This is a genomic window from Janibacter terrae, assembly GCF_039636765.1.
GTDB lineage: Bacteria > Actinomycetota > Actinomycetes > Actinomycetales > Dermatophilaceae > Janibacter > Janibacter terrae.
In genome coordinates this window covers 1,965,104-1,982,501 of the sequence record NZ_CP144167.1, presented here as the reverse complement: position 1 = coordinate 1,982,501, position 17,398 = coordinate 1,965,104, and the positions used below count along the sequence as shown (strand labels likewise).

At 70.1% G+C, this 17,398-nt stretch carries 17 protein-coding genes; 9 read left to right on the top strand and 8 right to left on the bottom strand.

The annotated features are described in order from the left end of the window. Position 1 precedes the first annotated feature (1 nt). Complete coding sequence (locus tag V3C34_RS09655) at positions 2-1,792, top strand: AMP-dependent synthetase/ligase (RefSeq protein WP_082817026.1); 1,791 nt, start codon at positions 2-4, stop codon at positions 1,790-1,792. 28 nt (positions 1,793-1,820) lie between these two features. Here the strand turns inward: V3C34_RS09655 and V3C34_RS09650 are convergent, their stop codons facing one another. Further along, entirely contained in the window at positions 1,821-2,093 is a 273-nt protein-coding gene (locus tag V3C34_RS09650) for a hypothetical protein (protein WP_245634694.1), read from the bottom strand. 74 nt (positions 2,094-2,167) lie between these two features. Then, entirely contained in the window at positions 2,168-3,199 is a 1,032-nt protein-coding gene (locus V3C34_RS09645) for a DUF2332 domain-containing protein (RefSeq protein WP_082807506.1), read from the bottom strand. Between the two features lie 63 nt (positions 3,200-3,262). Between V3C34_RS09645 and V3C34_RS09640 the strand changes: the two genes are divergently transcribed. Together V3C34_RS09640 and V3C34_RS09635 are read left to right on the top strand one after the other, a co-directional pair. Then, complete coding sequence (locus tag V3C34_RS09640) at positions 3,263-4,954, top strand: DEDD exonuclease domain-containing protein (protein ID WP_346006891.1); 1,692 nt, start codon at positions 3,263-3,265, stop codon at positions 4,952-4,954. Continuing rightward, positions 4,951-5,229 (top strand): Lrp/AsnC family transcriptional regulator, encoded by a 279-nt coding sequence (locus tag V3C34_RS09635; RefSeq protein ID WP_068325425.1) that lies wholly within the window; start codon positions 4,951-4,953, stop codon positions 5,227-5,229. The genes V3C34_RS09640 and V3C34_RS09635 overlap by 4 nt, the downstream gene beginning before the upstream one ends. Positions 5,230-5,257: 28 nt before the next feature. Here the strand turns inward: V3C34_RS09635 and trpD are convergent, their stop codons facing one another. Together trpD and V3C34_RS09625 are read right to left on the bottom strand one after the other, a co-directional pair. Further along, positions 5,258-6,319, bottom strand: coding sequence for an anthranilate phosphoribosyltransferase (gene trpD / locus V3C34_RS09630; protein WP_068324758.1), 1,062 nt, complete (start codon positions 6,317-6,319; stop codon positions 5,258-5,260). After that, positions 6,316-6,774 (bottom strand): response regulator, encoded by a 459-nt coding sequence (locus tag V3C34_RS09625; RefSeq protein WP_068324760.1) that lies wholly within the window; start codon positions 6,772-6,774, stop codon positions 6,316-6,318. The genes trpD and V3C34_RS09625 overlap by 4 nt, the downstream gene beginning before the upstream one ends. Positions 6,775-6,921: 147 nt before the next feature. Here V3C34_RS09625 and ctaE point away from each other — a divergent pair, with 147 nt between their 5' ends. From ctaE to V3C34_RS09595, 6 genes are all read left to right on the top strand, one after another. Beyond that, positions 6,922-7,524 carry an aa3-type cytochrome oxidase subunit III gene (ctaE, locus tag V3C34_RS09620; RefSeq protein WP_068325427.1) on the top strand — a complete coding sequence of 201 codons (603 nt, stop codon included), beginning with the start codon at positions 6,922-6,924 and terminating at the stop codon, positions 7,522-7,524. Positions 7,525-7,574: 50 nt separating this feature from the next. Then, the gene (qcrC, locus tag V3C34_RS09615) at positions 7,575-8,363 is read left to right on the top strand and encodes a cytochrome bc1 complex diheme cytochrome c subunit (protein ID WP_346006888.1); all 789 of its coding nucleotides are present in this window, start codon (positions 7,575-7,577) and stop codon (positions 8,361-8,363) included. Positions 8,364-8,400: 37 nt separating this feature from the next. Further along, positions 8,401-9,528: a cytochrome bc1 complex Rieske iron-sulfur subunit gene (gene qcrA, locus V3C34_RS09610; protein ID WP_068324766.1), complete on the top strand. Its 1,128-nt coding sequence runs from the start codon at positions 8,401-8,403 to the stop codon at positions 9,526-9,528. Next, positions 9,528-11,231 carry a cytochrome bc1 complex cytochrome b subunit gene (gene qcrB, locus V3C34_RS09605; RefSeq protein WP_068324768.1) on the top strand — a complete coding sequence of 568 codons (1,704 nt, stop codon included), beginning with the start codon at positions 9,528-9,530 and terminating at the stop codon, positions 11,229-11,231. The genes qcrA and qcrB overlap by 1 nt, the downstream gene beginning before the upstream one ends. A gap of 91 nt (positions 11,232-11,322) precedes the next feature. Beyond that, complete coding sequence (locus V3C34_RS09600; RefSeq protein WP_346006886.1) at positions 11,323-12,579, top strand: multidrug effflux MFS transporter; 1,257 nt, start codon at positions 11,323-11,325, stop codon at positions 12,577-12,579. A gap of 2 nt (positions 12,580-12,581) precedes the next feature. Next, a complete protein-coding gene (locus tag V3C34_RS09595; RefSeq protein WP_068324770.1) occupies positions 12,582-12,965 on the top strand; it encodes a metallopeptidase family protein in 384 nt (127 codons plus the stop codon). A gap of 16 nt (positions 12,966-12,981) precedes the next feature. Here V3C34_RS09595 and V3C34_RS09590 read toward each other — a convergent pair whose 3' ends face one another. From V3C34_RS09590 to ctaC, 4 genes are all read right to left on the bottom strand, one after another. Beyond that, positions 12,982-14,190 (bottom strand): L,D-transpeptidase, encoded by a 1,209-nt coding sequence (locus V3C34_RS09590; RefSeq protein ID WP_346008555.1) that lies wholly within the window; start codon positions 14,188-14,190, stop codon positions 12,982-12,984. Between the two features lie 117 nt (positions 14,191-14,307). Further along, the gene (locus V3C34_RS09585; RefSeq protein ID WP_068324774.1) at positions 14,308-14,709 is read right to left on the bottom strand and encodes a cytochrome c oxidase subunit 4; all 402 of its coding nucleotides are present in this window, start codon (positions 14,707-14,709) and stop codon (positions 14,308-14,310) included. Further along, positions 14,706-16,451 carry an aa3-type cytochrome oxidase subunit I gene (gene ctaD, locus V3C34_RS09580; protein ID WP_428832163.1) on the bottom strand — a complete coding sequence of 582 codons (1,746 nt, stop codon included), beginning with the start codon at positions 16,449-16,451 and terminating at the stop codon, positions 14,706-14,708. The genes V3C34_RS09585 and ctaD overlap by 4 nt, the downstream gene beginning before the upstream one ends. After that, positions 16,451-17,350: an aa3-type cytochrome oxidase subunit II gene (gene ctaC, locus V3C34_RS09575; protein ID WP_428832162.1), complete on the bottom strand. Its 900-nt coding sequence runs from the start codon at positions 17,348-17,350 to the stop codon at positions 16,451-16,453. The genes ctaD and ctaC overlap by 1 nt, the downstream gene beginning before the upstream one ends. Between the last annotated feature and the right edge of the window lie 48 nt (positions 17,351-17,398).

Sequence of the window (17,398 nt, the reverse complement as noted above, 5' to 3'; positions counted from 1 at the left end):
CGTGATCGACAGCTCCATGCCCCGACTCATCGAGGGCGACCCCACCGACTCCCTGGCGGACCTGCCGGGTCGCAACGCGGCGACGGACCCGCAGCGGGTCGCCTTCACCATCAAGGAGTCCGGTGCGTGGCGCGACGTCACGACCTCCCAGTTCAACCACGAGGCCCGCGCGCTCGCCAAGGGACTCATCGCCAAGGGCCTTGACGAGGGTGACCGGCTCGCGATCATGGCCCGCACGCGCTACGAGTGGACCCTCCTCGACTTCGCGACCTGGATGGCCGGCGGCGTGCCCGTGCCGATCTACGAGACCAGCTCCCCCGAGCAGGTCGAGTGGATCACCCAGGACGCCGGGGTGCGCTTCCTCGTCGTCGAGACCGCCCACCACGCCTCGGTCGCCGAGGAGGCCCGCGCCGCGGTGCCCGGCATCGAGCAGGTCTGGGTCATCGACCACAGCGACCTCGAGTCGATCACCGTCGAGGGCGCCCGGGTGGACGACGCGCAGCTCGACGAGCGCATCGCCGGTCGCGGCCGCTCCTCCATCGCCACGATCATCTACACCTCCGGCACGACCGGTCGGCCCAAGGGCTGCGAGCTGACGCACGACAACTTCCTCGGCCTGGCGGAGAACACGGTCGCCAAGCTCGATGCCGTGCTGGGCAAGGACGACGCGTCGACGTTGCTCTTCCTGCCGCTCGCGCACGTCTTCGCCCGGTTCATCGAGGTCCTCGCCGTCGTCGCCAACCGCCGGATGGGCCACAGCGCCGACATCGCCAACATCCTCGAGGACTTCCAGTCCTTCCGACCGACCTTCATCCTCGCCGTGCCGCGGGTCTTCGAGAAGATCTTCAACAAGGCCAACGAGACCGCCACGGCCGACGGCAAGGGCAAGATCTTCGCCCGGGCCGCCGACGTGGCCATCGCCTGGTCCGAGGGCCAGGACACCGGGAGCATCCCGCTCAAGGTCAAGGTCCAGCACGCCGTCTTCGACAAGCTCGTCTACAGCAAGCTGCGCGCCAAGATGGGCGACAAGGTCGAGTACGCCGTGTCCGGCGGCGCGCCGCTCGGCACGCGCCTGGGCCACTTCTTCCGCGGCATCGGCGTGACGATCCTCGAGGGCTACGGCCTCACCGAGACCACCGCCCCCGCGACGGTCAACGTCCCGGACAAGGTCAAGATCGGCACCGTCGGCCCGCCGCTGCCGGGCGTGAGCGTGCGCATCGCCGATGACGGCGAGGTGCTCATCCAGGGTCTGAACATCCTCGCCGGCTACCACGGCAACGAGGGGGCCACCCTCGAGGCCATCAAGGACGGCTGGTTCCACACCGGCGACCTCGGTGAGCTCGACGAGGACGGCTACCTCAAGATCACCGGCCGCAAGAAGGAGATCCTCGTCACGGCGGGCGGCAAGAACGTCGCCCCAGCGGTGCTCGAGGACCGGCTGCGCGCGCACCCGATCATCAGCCAGTGCCTCGTCGTCGGCGACGGCAAGCCCTTCATCGCCGCGCTCGTCACGCTCGACGAGGAGATGCTGCCGGGATGGGCCGCCAACCACGGCCTGGGCACGCTCACGCTCGAGCAGGCCCGCACCGACGAGACCGTGCTCGCCGAGATCCAGGGCGCCGTCGACGAGGCCAACAAGGCCGTGTCCAAGGCCGAGTCGATCCGAAAGTTCTCCGTCCTCGCCGAGGACTTCACCGAGGAGAACGGCACCCTCACCCCGTCGCTGAAGCTCAAGCGCAACATCATCATGCGCGACTTCGAGGACGAGGTGGAGAGCCTCTACGGCAGCTGACCGGCCTCACGGCCGCGGGGGCCCGGGCTCAGCCCGCGGCGCTGCGCAGGTCGTCGTACCGGGACCGGGGTTCGCGCACGGCGCGGGCCCCGGTCGCCGTCTGCGGCGCGACGAGCCCCGACGCGACGAGCCGGGAGAGCACCTCCCGCTCACGGCGGTCCAGAGGCATCTCCTCCCCCTCGCCGGCCACCGGCACCTCGGGCGAGTAGAGCACCGTGACCATGCAGTCGGCGCAGCCGACGTGCTGGACGGGGCAGGTACCGCAGTCGATCGTCAGGGGTGCTCCGGGTCGACGGGCCATGTCCGTCACCTCCTCGTCGTCACCGGGTCCATCCCGGCACCGACCACGCTAGGAGCGACCCCCGACAACGCTCCTCAGCACCATGTCAGGTGACGACCGTGACCGTGGGTCCAGCCCATGCCGCGACCGTCGAGACCGAGGCAGAAGTCGGCCGACGTCGCCGGCCCGCACCCCGCGCCCGCGGCCACCTCCGGGAGCACACCCGGCCCCTCGTTGCTCACCCAGTGCGCCCGGCCGCCCTCCGCCCGCACCCGCTCGAGCGTGGCCGTGGCGACCTCGGACCACCGGCGACGGCCGGCGGCGTCGAGGTAGGCGATGACCGCGGAGTGGAAGAGCACCAGGGTCGCGTCCGGCGCCGCTGCCCGGGCGCGGGCGACCGCCTCGTCCACCCCGACGAGCAGGTCGCCGCGGACCACGTCGACGGGCGCTCCCGCGGCCACCCGGCAGGCCGCCGCCAGACGAGCGCGCCGGTCCTCGTGCTCGGGCCACACGAGCGTCCCGAGCCAGGCCGCGGTCTCCTCGTCGGACGGGTCGAGCGGGTTGAGGTCGACGCCACCGCGGTGCACGACCTGCGGGAGCGAAGGGGGCAGCGGCACCGGTCCGCGCACGGTGCACCGGAGGACGACCGGCGAGACGCCCTCGGCCGGGTCGAGCCGGGCCATCTCGGTACCCGCCTCGTCGACGTACCGGTAGGACCAACGGTCGGGGTGGAGGCACAGCCCGGCGCTCGAGCCCACCTCGACGAGGGCGAGCGGGCCGGGCAGCCCGGCGAGCACGGGCAGCAGCGTCGCGCTGCGCCCCACCTCGTTGGTCTGCGTCGAGTGCTCCAGGACGGTGGCCCGCACCTGCTCCCAGCGGGTCAGCAGGACCTCACGCAGCACCGGGTAGTCCGAGGGCGTCACCGCGCCGTGCCACCGGGCGGCCGCGAAGACGAGGTTGGGCTGGCGCTTGGGCACCGGCAGCCCGGACAGCAGGTCGAGGACCGTCGGGTCCTCGGCCACGCCCGCCGCCCACCTCTCGAAGGTGGGTGACTCCCCCTTCGCCTCCTGCCGCGCGAAGTACGTGTAGTACCCGGCCACGTCCTCCAGGTCGTCCATCGTGCGCATGCGACGAGCCTGCCACGGCGCGCATCCCCCGGGTTGTCGGTGGCCCCACCTACGGTCGTCGGCATGGAGGTCGTCCAGGACAGGCTCGGTGATCTCGGCACACCACTGGCCGAGGTCACCTTCGTCGTCGTCGACCTCGAGACGACGGGCGGGTCACCGCGCGACTGCGGGATCACCGAGATCGGCGCGGTCAAGGTCCGCGGTGGCGTGGAGCTGGGCGAGCTGCAGACCTTCGTCAACCCGGGTGAGCCGATCCCCGCCTTCATCCAGTCGCTCACCGGCATCACCGACGCCATGGTCCGCGACGCACCGCGCACCGGGGAGGCGGTGGCCAGCTTCCTCGAGTTCGCGAAGGGAGCGGTGCTCGTCGCGCACAACGCGGGCTTCGACATCGGCTTCCTCAAGGCCGCGTGCGCCGCCCACGACCTGCGGTGGCCGGCCCCGCAGGTGCTCGACACGGTACGGCTGGCGCGACAGGTGGTCTCCCGGGACGAGGTCCCCAACCACAAGCTGGCGACGCTGGCACGTGTCTTCGGGGCGACGACGACGCCGGACCACCGGGCGCTGCACGACGCCCGCGCGACGGTCGACGTCCTCCACGGCCTCATCGGACGGCTCGGCTCCGTCGGCGTCGACACGCTCGAGGAGCTCGGCTCCTACACCTCGAGGGTGAGCGACGAGGTGCGGCGCAAGCGGGTGCTCGCCGACGGCCTGCCCTCGGCCCCGGGGGTCTACGTCTTCAAGGACGACCGGGGCGAGGCCCTCTACGTGGGGACCTCCGTCGACATCCGCTCGCGCGTGCGCTCGTACTTCACCGCCTCCGAGCAGCGCCGACGCATGGGTGAGATGGTGCGTCTGGCGACCGAGGTGACGCCGATCGTCTGCGCGACCACCCTCGAGGCCCAGGTGCGCGAGCTGCGGCTCATCGCCGCCCACAAACCCCGCTACAACCGCCGCTCGCGCCACCCGGAGAAGGTGTGGTGGCTGAAGCTGACCGACGAGGCCTTCCCCCGGTTGTCGATCGTGCGCAGCGTCGGGCCGGACGACCTGGCCTACGCCGGACCCTTCGGCTCGCGGAGCGGCGCCGAGGACGCGATGGCCGCCCTGCACGACGCGGTGCCGCTGCGCCAGTGCCTGACGCGCATCTCCCCGCGCCGCCCGACGTCGGCGTGCGCCCTGGCTGACATGGGTCGGTGCGCGGCCCCGTGCACGGGCGCGGTGGGCGTCGACGAGTACGCCGTCACCGTCGGCGAGGCCGTCGACGTGCTCGTCGGCGACTCCCGCGCGGCCGTGGCGGCGGTGCGGCAGCGGATGACCACGCTCTCCGGGGACGAGCGCTACGAGGAGGCGGCCGCGCTGCGCGACCGGCTCGCGGCCCTCGTCCGCGCCGCGTCGCGCACCCAGCGCGCCGCGCCGGTGCGGCAGGCGGCGGAGATCGTCGCGGCCCGCCGTACCCCGCGCGGCGGCTGGGACCTCGTGTGCGTGCGCCACGGCCGGCTCGCCGGCAGCTCGCACTCCCCCGTCGGCGCCGACCCGATGCCCTACGTCGCGGCGCTGCGGGCCAGCGCCGAGGTCGTCGCCGCACCGACCGCACCCGGGACCGGGGCGCTCGCCGAGGAGACCGAGCTGGTCCTGCGCTGGCTCGAGGCCGAGGGCACCCGCCTGGTCGACATCGAGGGCGAGTGGACCTGCCCCGTGGGAGGCGCAGCGGCCGCCCACGGCGAGCTGGCGCCTGCTCTAGGGTGGGCCTCGTGATCACTGCCATCGTCCTCATCCACGCCGACACCGCCAGGATCCCCGAGGTCGCCGAGACCGTCGCCGAGCTCGAGGGCGTCAGCGAGGTCTACTCGGTGGCCGGGGACGCCGACCTCATCGCGATGGTGCGCGTCCACCAGCACGAGCAGCTCAACGAGGTCATCGCCGGCCGGCTCAACAAGGTCGAGGGGATCGTCGACACCTCGACGCACATCGCCTTCCGCGCCTACAGCCGGCACGACCTCGACGCGGCCTTCAGCATCGGCCTGGAGTGACCCCGACCGACCGCTGCCCCGCGTCGCCCTAGGACGACGCGGGGCGGGCGGTCGCCTCGACCCAGCGATCGAGCTGGGTGGCGGCCGCACCGGAGTCGAGGACCTCCTCGACGACGTCCATGCCGGCGCGGATCGCCGCGACGGGGTCCTGCGGGACCCGCCCGCCGGCCCGAGAGAGGGCGACCGCGGCCCCGGAGTTGAGGACCACGGCGTCACGGACCGGGCCGCGTGCCCCGGCGAAGAGATCACGCGCGACCTGCGCGTTGTCCTCCGCCAGACCGCCCTTGAGCGACTCGAGCGGGCTGCGGGGCAGCCCGACCTGCTCCGGGGTGAGGTGCAGCTCGCGGATCTCCTGCCCGGCGACCCACCACACGTGCGAGCCGTCGGCGACGGTCAGCTCGTCCAGCCCGTCGTCCCCGCGGAAGACGAGGGCATCGGTCCCCCGCTGCGCGAAGACGCCGGCCATGAGCGGCGCCACGGACGAGTCCGCGACGCCGACGACGGAGTACGTCGGGCGCGAGGGGTTGGTCATCGGGCCCAGGACGTTGAGCGCCGTCCCCACCCCGAGGTCGCGGCGCGGGGCCGCGGTGTGCCGGAAGGAGGGGTGGAAGGTCTGCGCGAAGCAGAAGGTGATCCCGGCCGTGCCCGCGATCGCGGCCACCTCGTCCGCGGGCAGCGTCAGGTTGACGCCGAGGGCCTCGAGGACGTCCGCCGAGCCGGACTTGGAGGACGAGGCGCGGTTGCCGTGCTTGACGACGCGGACGCCGGTCGCGGCGATGCAGATCGAGGACATCGTCGAGATGTTGACCGTGCCGACCATGTCGCCGCCGGTGCCGACGATGTCGAGCGTGGGGCCCGAGACCTGGATCGGCAGCGCGTGCTCGAGCATGACGTCGGCCAGCGCGCGCAGCTCGGTGACGGTCTCCCCCTTCGCCCGCAGCGCGACGAGGAAGCCGGCGATCTGCGCGGGGGCCGCGTCGCCGGACATCATCTCCCTCATGGCCCACGAGGTCTGGTCGGAGCTCAGGTCACCACCGGAGAGGAGCTGCGTGAGCAGGACGGGCCAGGTGTGGGTGCCCGCACCCGTCATCGGGCCGCCACGCCCCGGGCCAGGCCGGCGACCGCGTCGGCGAGGACGATCGGGTCCACGGGGTGGGGCACGTGGGCGTCGGCCATCGACCAGGTCGCGAGCCAGCCGTCCTGGGGGCGACCGGTGAGCACGAGGACCGGAGGGCAGCCGAGGACCTCGGACTTCAGCTGACGGCACAGGCCGAGTCCGCCGAGCTTGGCTGCCTCGCCGTCGAGGATCAGCAGGTCGATGCCCCCGGCCTCCACGGCCTCGATCACCGCGTCGGCCGTGGCGCACTCGCGCCACCCCGCGATCTCGACGTCCTTGGCCGGGCGGCGCCCGAGCGCGGCGCGCACGGCGTCGCGGGTGGTGATGTTGTCGCTGTGCAGGAGGACCTGCACCGAGACGACGCCCGTGGCGGCGGCGGTGCCGTCCTGTGCGCGGGCGAAGGGAGTCTCCTGGGAGGTACCGGTCATGCCCCAGATCGTAGCGGTGAGGTGCCTCACGAGACTCGCGGAGGGGGGTGGCGCACACCCCGGGAGGGAGGGGGACATAATGGCTCCGTGGCCACTGCAACTTCTCTGCCTTCAAACGTGTCCGGGCACGTGCCCGCCGACCCCACGATGGGTCCGGTCAGCCGCCCCAACATGGTGTCCGTCGGCACCATCGTCTGGCTGTCCAGCGAGCTGATGTTCTTCGCCGGGCTCTTCGCCATCTTCTTCACGGTCCGGGGGATGCGTCCGGACCTGTGGCAGCAGAACGGCGAGCTGCTCAACGTCCCCTTCGCGGCCGCCAACACCCTGATCCTCGTGGTCTCGTCGGTGTGGTGCCAGCTCGGCGTGCTGCGGGCGGAGCACGGGCAGAAGTCGCGGACCGGCTCGATCCTCAACGTCGCCGGCTGGGGCATGCGTGAGTGGTACGTCCTCACCTACATCTTCGGCGCCGTCTTCGTCTCCGGTCAGATTCTCGAGTACGCCACCCTCGTCAGCGAGGGCGTGTCGATCGACACCGACGCCTGGGCCTCGATCTTCTACCTGACGACCGGCCTCCACGGCATCCACGTGACGGGCGGTCTGATCGCCTTCCTGCTGATCATCGGCCGCACGTACACCACCCGCAACTACAGCCACGCCCAGCAGACCGGTGCAGTCGTCACCTCGTACTACTGGCACTTCGTCGACGTCGTGTGGATCGCGCTCTTCGCCGCGATCTACCTCCTCGGGTGATCCCGATGCGTCAGCCCCGCCCCAACCGCACCACGAGGACAGGACTCTCCATGCCCACCCTCTCTCGTCGCCACCCCGCGGCGATCGCCCTGCTGATCATGCTGGGGCTCTTCGTGACCGGCACCGCCTACGCCGCCGTCGCCCCGCAGGACGCCGAGGCCACCGTCTCCAGCGCCACCGCTGACGACGTCGCCAACGGCAAGAAGCTCTTCGTCGCCAACTGCGCGACCTGTCACGGCGCGAACGGCCTGGGCGTCGACCAGGTCGGCCCGAGCCTCGCCGGCGTCGGCGCCGCCTCCGTCGACTTCCAGATGGGCACCGGGCGCATGCCGATGACCGAGCCCGGTGTCCAGGCCCAGCCCGACCTGCAGGTGAAGTTCACCGAGGAGGAGATCTCCGACGTGGCCGCCTACGTCGCCACCCTCGGCCCCGGCCCGGCTATCCCCGACAGCGAGTACACCGACGGCTCCCAGGGCGACCCCGGCAAGGGTGGCCAGATCTTCCGCGTCAACTGCGCCATGTGCCACAACAGCGCCGGCGCCGGTGGCGCCCTCACCCGCGGCAAGGACGCTCCCGCAGTGACCGGCGTCTCCGGCAAGCACATCTACGAGGCCATGGTCACCGGCCCGCAGAGCATGCCCGTCTTCAACGACACCAACCTCACCCCCGACAACAAGCGCGACGTCATCGCGTACATCGAGGCCCAACAGGAGGCCGGCAACCCCGGTGGCAACCCGCTCGGCAGCCTCGGCCCGGTGCCCGAAGGCCTCTTCGCCTGGACGATCGGCCTCGGCCTCCTCGTGGGCTTCGCCGTCTGGCTCGGCCAGAAGTCCGCCTGACCCTGACAACTCGCCACACAGACAGGACCGACAACAGATGAGTGAGCACACCCCGACAGGGGCACAGCCGGAGGAGCCCACGGGTTCCGACCCGGTGCGCCTCGACCAGGGCCACGTGCAGGGCTCCGGTGGTATCCCGGAGCGGTTCACGAACCCGGGGCTGCCGCCCCACGTGCTGCGCAACGCCGACCGTGACGACAAGGCGGCGAAGCGAGCCGAGCGACAGGTCTCGGTCCTGTTCCTCCTGTCGATCCTCGGCACGGTCCTCTTCGTCGTCGCCTACTTCCTCTTCGACGTCGAGGACACCGTCTGGGTCCCGATCACCGGCGAGATGAGCGCGACCAACCTGTTCCTGGGCCTCGGTCTGGCCTTCTCCCTGCTCGGCATCGGCCTCGGCGCCGTGCACTGGGCCAAGACGCTCATGCCGGACGCCGAGTCCGTCGAGATGCGCCACCCCCTTCGCTCGCAGGCCGAGGACCGTCAGGGCTTCGTCGACACGATGCTCGATGGTGGTGAGTCCTCGCAGCTGACGCGCCGTCCGCTGCTCAAGGCCACCTTCGGTGCCGCCATGGGCCTCTTCGCCGTGCCGCTGCTCGTGCAGCTCGTCGGCTCCCTCGGCCCGTTGCCCAAGAACGACCTGTCGGTCACGTTCTGGAACGGCGAGAAGGGCGAGGACGGGCACTGGACGGCCAAGAAGCGCCGCCTGCACCGCGACCCGGAGGACACCCCGATCAAGCCCGGCGACGTCACCATCGGCTCGGTCTTCCACATCCAGCCCGAGGGTCTGCTCGAGCTCGAGGACGACAAGCTCGACGAGATGAGCAAGTCCTCCGTCCTGCTCATGCGCCTGGACCCCCAGGACTTCCAGAACACCGACCAGGGCCGCAAGGCCCGTGACTGGGGCTACCAGGGGATCGTCGCCTACTCCAAGGTCTGCACCCACGTCGGCTGCCCGGTCGGCCTCTACGAGCAGACCACGCACCACCTGCTCTGCCCCTGCCACCAGTCCACCTTCGACGTCACCAACGACTGCGAGGTCATCTTCGGCCCCGCCGGCCGCCCGCTGCCGCAGCTGAAGATCACCGTTGACAGCGAGGGCTACCTCATCGCCGACCAGCCCTTCCAGGAACCGGTTGGCCCGAGCTTCTGGGAGCGTGAGTCCTGATGAGCACCACTCGCCCCGCCGACGCCCTGCGCGCAGATGACGCGCCGGTCACGGCCCCCCTCTCCCCCGGCATGAAGAAGGTCGGCGGCGTCGCCGGATGGATCGACGACCGCACCGGCTCCGCCAAGGGCGTCGGCTACCTCATGCGCAAGGTCTTCCCGGACCACTGGTCCTTCATGCTCGGCGAGATCGCGATGTACTCGATGATCGTCTGCATGCTGACGGGTGTCTTCCTCACCTTCTGGTTCGACCCGTCCATGGCCCACACGGTCTACGAGGGCAGCTACGCGCCGCTCAACGGCGTCGGCATGTCCCGCGCCTACGCCTCGACGCTCGACATCTCCTTCGACGTCAAGGGCGGTCTGCTGATCCGCCAGATCCACCACTGGGCGGCGCTGCTCTTCATCGTCGCGCTGTCGGTGCACATGCTGCGCGTGTTCTTCACCGGCGCGTACCGCAAGCCGCGCGAGATCAACTGGGTCATCGGCTGCGTGCTGTCCCTGCTGGCGCTCGTCGAGGGCTTCGCCGGCTACTCCCTCCCCGACGACCTGCTCTCCGGTACGGGCCTGCGCGCCGCGCAGGGCTTCATGGTGGCCGCCCCGGTCATCGGCAGCTACCTGAGCTACGCCGTCTTCGGCGGCACCTTCCCCGGCGACGACATCATGCCCCGCCTGTACTCGGTGCACATCCTGCTGCTGCCGGGCATCCTCATCGCGCTGTTCACCGTGCACATCGTGCTCGTGGCCCTGCAGAAGCACACCCAGTACCCCGGCCCGGGCAAGACCAACGACAACGTCGTCGGCTTCCCCGTCATGCCGGTCTACGCGGCCAAGGCCGGTGGCTTCTTCTTCATCGTCTTCGGCGGCATCGCCCTGATCTCCTCGCTGATCCAGATCAACGCGGTGTGGGTGCACGGTCCCTACGAACCCAACGCGACCACGGCCGGCGCCCAGCCGGACTGGTACATGGGCTTCCCCGACGGCGCCCTGCGTCTGCTCCCGGGCTGGATGGAGTTCACGACCTTCGGGTACACGTGGGCCTGGCCGGTCATCATCGGCGCCCTGGGGGTCATCCCCGCCTTCTACGGCGCGATGATCGCCTACCCGTTCATCGAGAACTGGGTGACGGGTGACAAGCGGGAGCACCACCTCCTGCAGCGTCCGCGCAACGCCCCGACCCGCACCGCCATCGGCATGGCCGGTCTGACGCTCTACGGCGTGCTCATGTTCGCCGCGGCCAACGACATCATCGCGATCAAGTTCGGGATGTCGATCAACGACATCACGCTGATCCTGCGGGTGCTCGTCTTCCTCGGCCCGGTCCTCGCCTTCTGGGCGACGAAGCGGATCTGCCTGAGCCTGCAGCGTCACGACCGTGACCTCGTCCTCCACGGACGCGAGACGGGTCGCATCCAGCGCGGTGCATCCGGCTCCTTCCACGAGATCCACGAGCCGCTCGACGAGTACACGCGCTGGAACCTCGTCCAGCACGAGGCCACGCCGCAGCTCGAGCTGGCCCCGGCCGTCGACGAGAACGGCGTCGAGGACAAGAAGGCAGCCCGCCGCAACAAGCTGCGCGCGAAGCTGCACGACTTCTACTTCGGCGGCGCCGTCGAGCCGGTCACCCCGGCCGAGCTCGAGGCCGCGCACCACGACCACGGCCACGAGGCCATCGAGTCGGGTGAGAAGGTCTCCACCCACTGACCCCGGTCAGAGATCGTCCGCAGGCCCCGGAGGTTCGCCCTCCGGGGCCTGCGGCGTCCCTGCTGGGGCACGGTGCGAGGATGAGCGCGACATGATCCGAGACAGACCCACTCCTGCGCCACCGACGACCGCTCCCCTGGCCGTCACCACGCTGCTCCTGGCGCTGCTCGGCATGTTCGGACCCTTCTCGATCGACACCCCGTTCCCCGCCTTCCAGCAGATGGGTCGCGACCTCGTCGTCGGCGAGGCGGCGATGCAGCTCGTCGTCAGCGCCTACCTCGGGGCCTTCGCCCTGATGAGCCTCATCCACGGGCCGCTCAGCGACGCCGTCGGCCGCAAGCCCGTCATGGTCACCGGGGCCGCCGTCTACGCCCTCGCGTCCATCGGGTGCGCCCTCGCCCCCTCCCTGCCGGTCCTGCTCGCCTTCCGCGTGCTGCAGGGCATGTCGGCCGGTGCCGGGACCATCGTCTCGCGCACCGTCGTGCGTGACCTCTTCGAGGGGGCCCGGGCGCAGCGGCTGATGAGCACGATCGCCATGATCTTCGGCATCGGTCCGGCGTTGGCGCCGATCATCGGGGGCTTGCTGCTCCTCGTCGGCCCGTGGCCGCTGATCTTCTGGTTCCTCGCCCTCTTCGGCGGGGTCCTGGCCGTCGCCGTCCTCGTGCTGCTGCCCGAGAGCCACCCGCCGGAGCAGCGCACGCCCCTGGACCTGGGGGCGATCGTGCGCGGCGTGCGCACCGTGGGTCGGATGCGCAGCTTCCAGGTCCTCTCGGCCGCCAGCGCGTTCTCCTTCGCCGGCCAGTTCCTCTACATCGCCGCCGCCCCGATCTTCGTCGTGACGCTGCTGGGTCAGGGACCCCAGGACTTCTGGGTCTTCTTCGTCCCGATGGTCGCAGCCATGGTCCTCGGCTCCTTCACCGGCGCCCGGCTCGCCGGGCGGGTCAGCGGCGACCACCTCATCATCGGCGGCCAGGCGGTCGCCCTCACTGGTGCGGTCGCCGGCCTCGGGCTCGCGATCGCTCCCTCGACCGCCACCCTGCCGTGGGCGGTCGTCGGCCCTTCGGCCATCGCCTTCGGCACGGGCATCTCCTTGCCCGTTTACCAGCTGGCGCTGCTCGACGCCGTGCCCCACGCCAGGGGTACGGCGGCGTCCGTGTCGACCTTCCTGATGCTCCTGCTCAACTCGGTGCTCACCAGCGCCGTGGTGCCGATCGCGGCGGCCTCCCTGGCGCGGCTCGCGGCAACCTCGCTGGGTCTGCTCGCCATCGGCATCGCCCTGTTCCACCTGCACCGGGGACGCGCCCGGCGTCCACCCTCCCGACGACCCATCCCACCGGAGGTGGTCTGACCATGGTCGAGATCAGTGTCGAGGACTTCGAGGCGGCGGTGAGCGAGGCGCTGGACCGCGTACCCCAGGACCTGCTCGCCATGCTCGACAACGTCGCCTTCTTCGTCGAGGACGAGCCGGGGCCCGACCACGCCGACCCGGGACTCACGCCGCAGGACAACGCCGAGCTGCTCGGGATCTACCTCGGCACACCGCTCACGGAGCGGGACCTCGGGTGGGCGGCCGGCGCGCTGCCGGACCGCATCGTGCTCTTCCGCGGACCGCTGTCCCGCATGTGTGCGGACCTGGAGGAGCTGCGCGAGGAGATCGCGATCACGATCGTGCACGAGGCGGGGCACCACGTCGGGATCGACGAGGAGCGTCTCCACGAGCTCGGCTGGGGCTAGGCCGCAGCGACCCGCGTCAGGCCGAGGCGCTCAGCTGCTGCCAGTGCGCGTAGTCGTACTGCCAGACCCCGATGCCCTCCGTCGGGAGGAACTCACGGTCCGAGCCGCGGAAGTCGACGGGGTCACCCGGCAGCGAGTTGTGGTAGAACCACTTCGCGTCCTCCGGAGCCATGTTGACGCAGCCGTGCGAGACATTGCTGCTGCCCTGGGACCCCACGGACCATGGCGCGGAATGGACGAACTCCCCCGTCCACGTGACGCGCACGTTGAAGTTGGTGTCGACCTTGTAGTACCCGGGCTCGCCCTTGTCGATCCCCACGGTCGCCGAGTCCATGGTCATCTCGCGCTGCCTCCCGATGACGACCTTCATGCCCGAGCGGGTCTCGGTCTCCTTGCCCGGCTTGCCGCTGCTCACGGGGAAGGCCTTGACCTGCTTCCCGCCGCGGGTGACGACCATGCGGTGCCGGTCGATGTCGACCCGGGCCAGCTGCTCGCGGCCGATGGTCATCGACCCCGAGACGTCCTCGGCGATCCACTTGTCCTCGCCGGTCTGGAAGCCGGTGAGGGGCGCGTCGACGGTGACCTCGGTCCCCGGCACCCAGAAGTCCTTGGGTCGCCACATCAGCTGTCGGTTGTCCAGCCACCCCCACGAGCCTTCCGTGACGGGTTCGGTCCTCACGGAGACGGCTTGCTCGATGGCCCGGCGGTACCTCGCGTCGGTGACCACGGAGTCGAACTGGAGGCTGACCGGCATGGCCACGCCCACGGTCTGCCCGTCGTAGACGACGCCGTAGGTGGCCGTGACCTGCGGCTCGTGGGTGGTGAAGGTCGACCTCTGGGTCGTCGTCCCGCCCTCGGGGCCCTCGGCCGTCACCGCGACGGTGTACGTCGTCGCCGGCCGCATCCTGGACGTGGAGGTCCACGTCTGCCCCGTGACCTTGCCGTCGACCTTCCCGCCCCCGGCCCCCGTGACGGTGACCGCCGAGAGGTCACCGCGCATCACCTGGACGCTGATGGGGTCGTCCGGCATGACGCCCGTGGTGCCCTTGCCAGGGTTGACCTTGACCTGCGCGGGCGGCAGCTCACGGGTCGTGCTCACGCTCTGCGGGTGCTGGGAGGTGGTGACCGTGCCGGTCGACGAGCTCGATCCCCCGGCACATGCCGTGGCGACGAGGAGCAGGACGACGGTCAGTGCGATCGCTCGCACCCGACGGACGACGGACATCACGTGAGGAGCACCCCTTGGTGTGGATCGTGCGTCCGTGGAACCCCTGCTCCCGGACGCGCTGAAGGGGCCCGGACCTGACCAGTCCGTGGCCCCTTCAGCCGAGTGTACGTGCGCTCAGTGGGCGTGCTCACCCTTGAAGTACTCGAAGACCCAGCCGCAGACCGCCCAGACGCCGAGGATGGCGCCGAGGGCGGCGACCCAGAAGCCCACGGCCACGCCCAGGAAGACCAGCGCGGCGGACAGGGAGAGCCAGAGCGGCCACCAGGAGTACGGCGAGAACGAGCCGTAGGGCCCCTCGATCTGCTCGATGTCACCGTCCGGGTCGTCGTCCGGGCGCGGCGGCAGGTGGCGCGCCGTGTTCCACAGGAAGAAGGCGACCATCAGACCCAGCCCACCACACAGGTACAGGGCGACCCAGCCGACCGGCTCGACCCACTCCGTCCAGAACCCGTAGCCGGTGGCGACGGCGACGAAGAAGACGCCGATCTGGGCGAAAAACTTGACCTCGTCCTTCATCGGGTTCCCTCACCGTCGGTCGTGGCGGAGGACGCGACCTGGGCCTGCGCGAAGCGCGAGCGGATCGCGGCCGGGGCGTACTCGGGGTGGTTCATGTCGAAGGTCGGCCGCTCCGAACGGATCGGCGGGATCGACGTGAAGTTGTGCCGCGGGGGCGGGCACGAGGTGGCCCACTCGAGGCTGCCGCCGTAGCCCCACGGGTCGTCGACCTCGACCAGCGGCGCGCTGGCCTGGGTCTTCCACACGTTGTAGAAGAAGGGCAGGAAGCTGATGGCCAGGATGAGCGAGCCGACCGTGGAGATCTGGTTGGCCAGCTGGAAGTTGTCCTCCGGCATGTAGTCCGCGTAACGGCGCGGCATGCCCTCGACACCCAGCCAGTGCTGGATGAGGAAGGTCGTGTGGAAGCCGACGAACAGCAGCCAGAAGTGCAGCTTGCCCAGGCCCTCGTCGAGCATCTTGCCCGTGAGCTTCGGCCACCAGAAGTACAGGCCGCCGAAGAAGGAGAAGACGATCGTGCCGAAGAGGACGTAGTGGAAGTGCGCGACGATGAAGTAGGTGTCGGTGATGTGGAAGTCCAGCGCGGGGCTGGCCATGATCACGCCCGTGAGCCCACCGAAGAGGAAGGTCACGAGGAAGCCGATCGCCCAGTACATCGGGGTGTCGAAGACGAGCTTGCCGCCCCACATGGTGCCGATCCAGTTGAAGAACTTCACACCGGTCGGGACCGAGATCGCCATCGTCATGATCGCGAAGAAGGGCAGGAAGACCTGGCCCGTGCCGTACATGTGGTGGGCCCACACGGAGACGGACAGCGCCGCGATGGCGATGGTCGCGAAGACCAGGCCCTTGTAGCCGAAGATCGGCTTGCGGGAGAAGACCGGGAGGATCTCGGAGATCACGCCGAAGAAGGGCAGCGCCAGGACGTAGACCTCGGGGTGACCGAAGAACCAGAAGAGGTGCTGCCACAGCAGCGCCCCGCCACTCGCCGCGTCGAAGATCTGCCCGCCGAAGCGTCGGTCGACACCCAGGGCGATCAGGGCGGCCGCGAGGACCGGGAAGGCCATGAGGATCAGCACCGAGGTGATCAGGACGGTCCAGGTGAACAGCGGCATCCGGAACATCGTCATGCCGGGCGCGCGCATGCAGATGATCGTGGTGATGAAGTTGACCGCGCCGAGGATGGTGCCGAAACCGCTGAGGGCGAGGCCCCAGACCCACAGGTCGCCGCCGAGGCCGGGGCTGTAGGTCGGGTCGGACAGCGGGGTGTAGGCAGTCCAGCCGAAGGAGGCCGCGCCACCCGGGGTGAACAGGCCCGCCGCAGCGATGATGCCACCGAAGAGGTAGAGCCAGTAGGCGAACATGTTCAGCCGCGGGAAGGCGACGTCGGGGGCGCCGATCTGCAGCGGCATCAACGCGTTGGCGAAGGCCGCGAAGGCCGGCGTCGCGAAGAGCAGCAGCATGATCGTGCCGTGCATGGTGAACATCTCGTTGAACTGCTCGGGGTTGTCCACCACCTGCAGCCCGGGGGCCCACAGCTCGAGCCGGATGACCAGCGCCATGAGTCCTCCGATGAGGAACCACACGAAGCTGGTGATCATGTACAGGTTGCCGATGACCTTGTGGTCGGTCGTCGTGACGTGGCGGAAGAACTGCGACCCCGCCTTCTCACGCCGGGCGATGGTCCGCTCCGGGATCTCGGTCTCGGAGGTGTTCCTGGCGAGTGCGCCGGATGCAGTGGACATCAGTTGGTCCCCTCGATCTCGTCGATGAGGTGCTGGTCCCGGTCGGAGACCGCCTCGCGGTTCAGACCGTTGTCGAGCAGACCGGTCTGACCCTTCTTCTTCAGCTCTTCCATGTGCGCGTCGTACTCCTCGCGCTCGACGACCTTGACGTTGAAGAGCATCTGGGAGTGGTAGGCGCCGCAGAGCTCGGCGCACTTGCCCCGGAAGGTGCCCGTCTGGTTGGGCGTCACCTGGAAGCGGTTGACCAGGCCCGGGTTGACGTCGAGCTTCTCGAGGAAGGCCGGCACCCAGAAGGAGTGGATGACGTCACGCGAGGTGAGCACGAACTCCACGCGCTCGCCCACGGGCAGGTACAGGGTCGGCAGCTCGGCCTCCGCCCCCTCCTTGCCGTCGAGCTTGGCCATCTGGCCGGCCTCGTGCACGTCCTCGTCGACGTAGTTGAAGTCCCAGCTCCACTGCTTGCCGACGACGTTGATCGTCGTGTCCGGCTCCTGGGTGACGTCGTGCAGCTTCGACTGGGCGTCCTCCGTGTAGTAGAAGAGCGCACCGACCATGAGCATGGGCACGACCGTGTAGAGGATCTCCAGCGGCACGTTGTACTGCAGCTGGATGGGCAGCGAGCCGTCGTCGTTCGTGCGGCGCCGGTAGGCGACCATGCACCAGAGGATCAGGCCCCACACGAGCACACCCACGGCGAGCGCCGCGATCCACGCACCGATCCACAGGTTCTCGACGATGGCGGACTCCTCGGTCACCCCCTCGGGGAGGTACCCGTTGCTGGGGCTGGTGTGGACACCAACCGCGCTGCACGCCGAGAGCGCCACGACGGCGATGACAAGTCCGATGGCACCGATCCCGCGGCGAGACCGCCGGGAGTTCGCGCTCGAAGACTGAGGCAAGGGGCACCTACTACTGATCCGAAGGTTTGCAGAAGACGTAGCCAACGT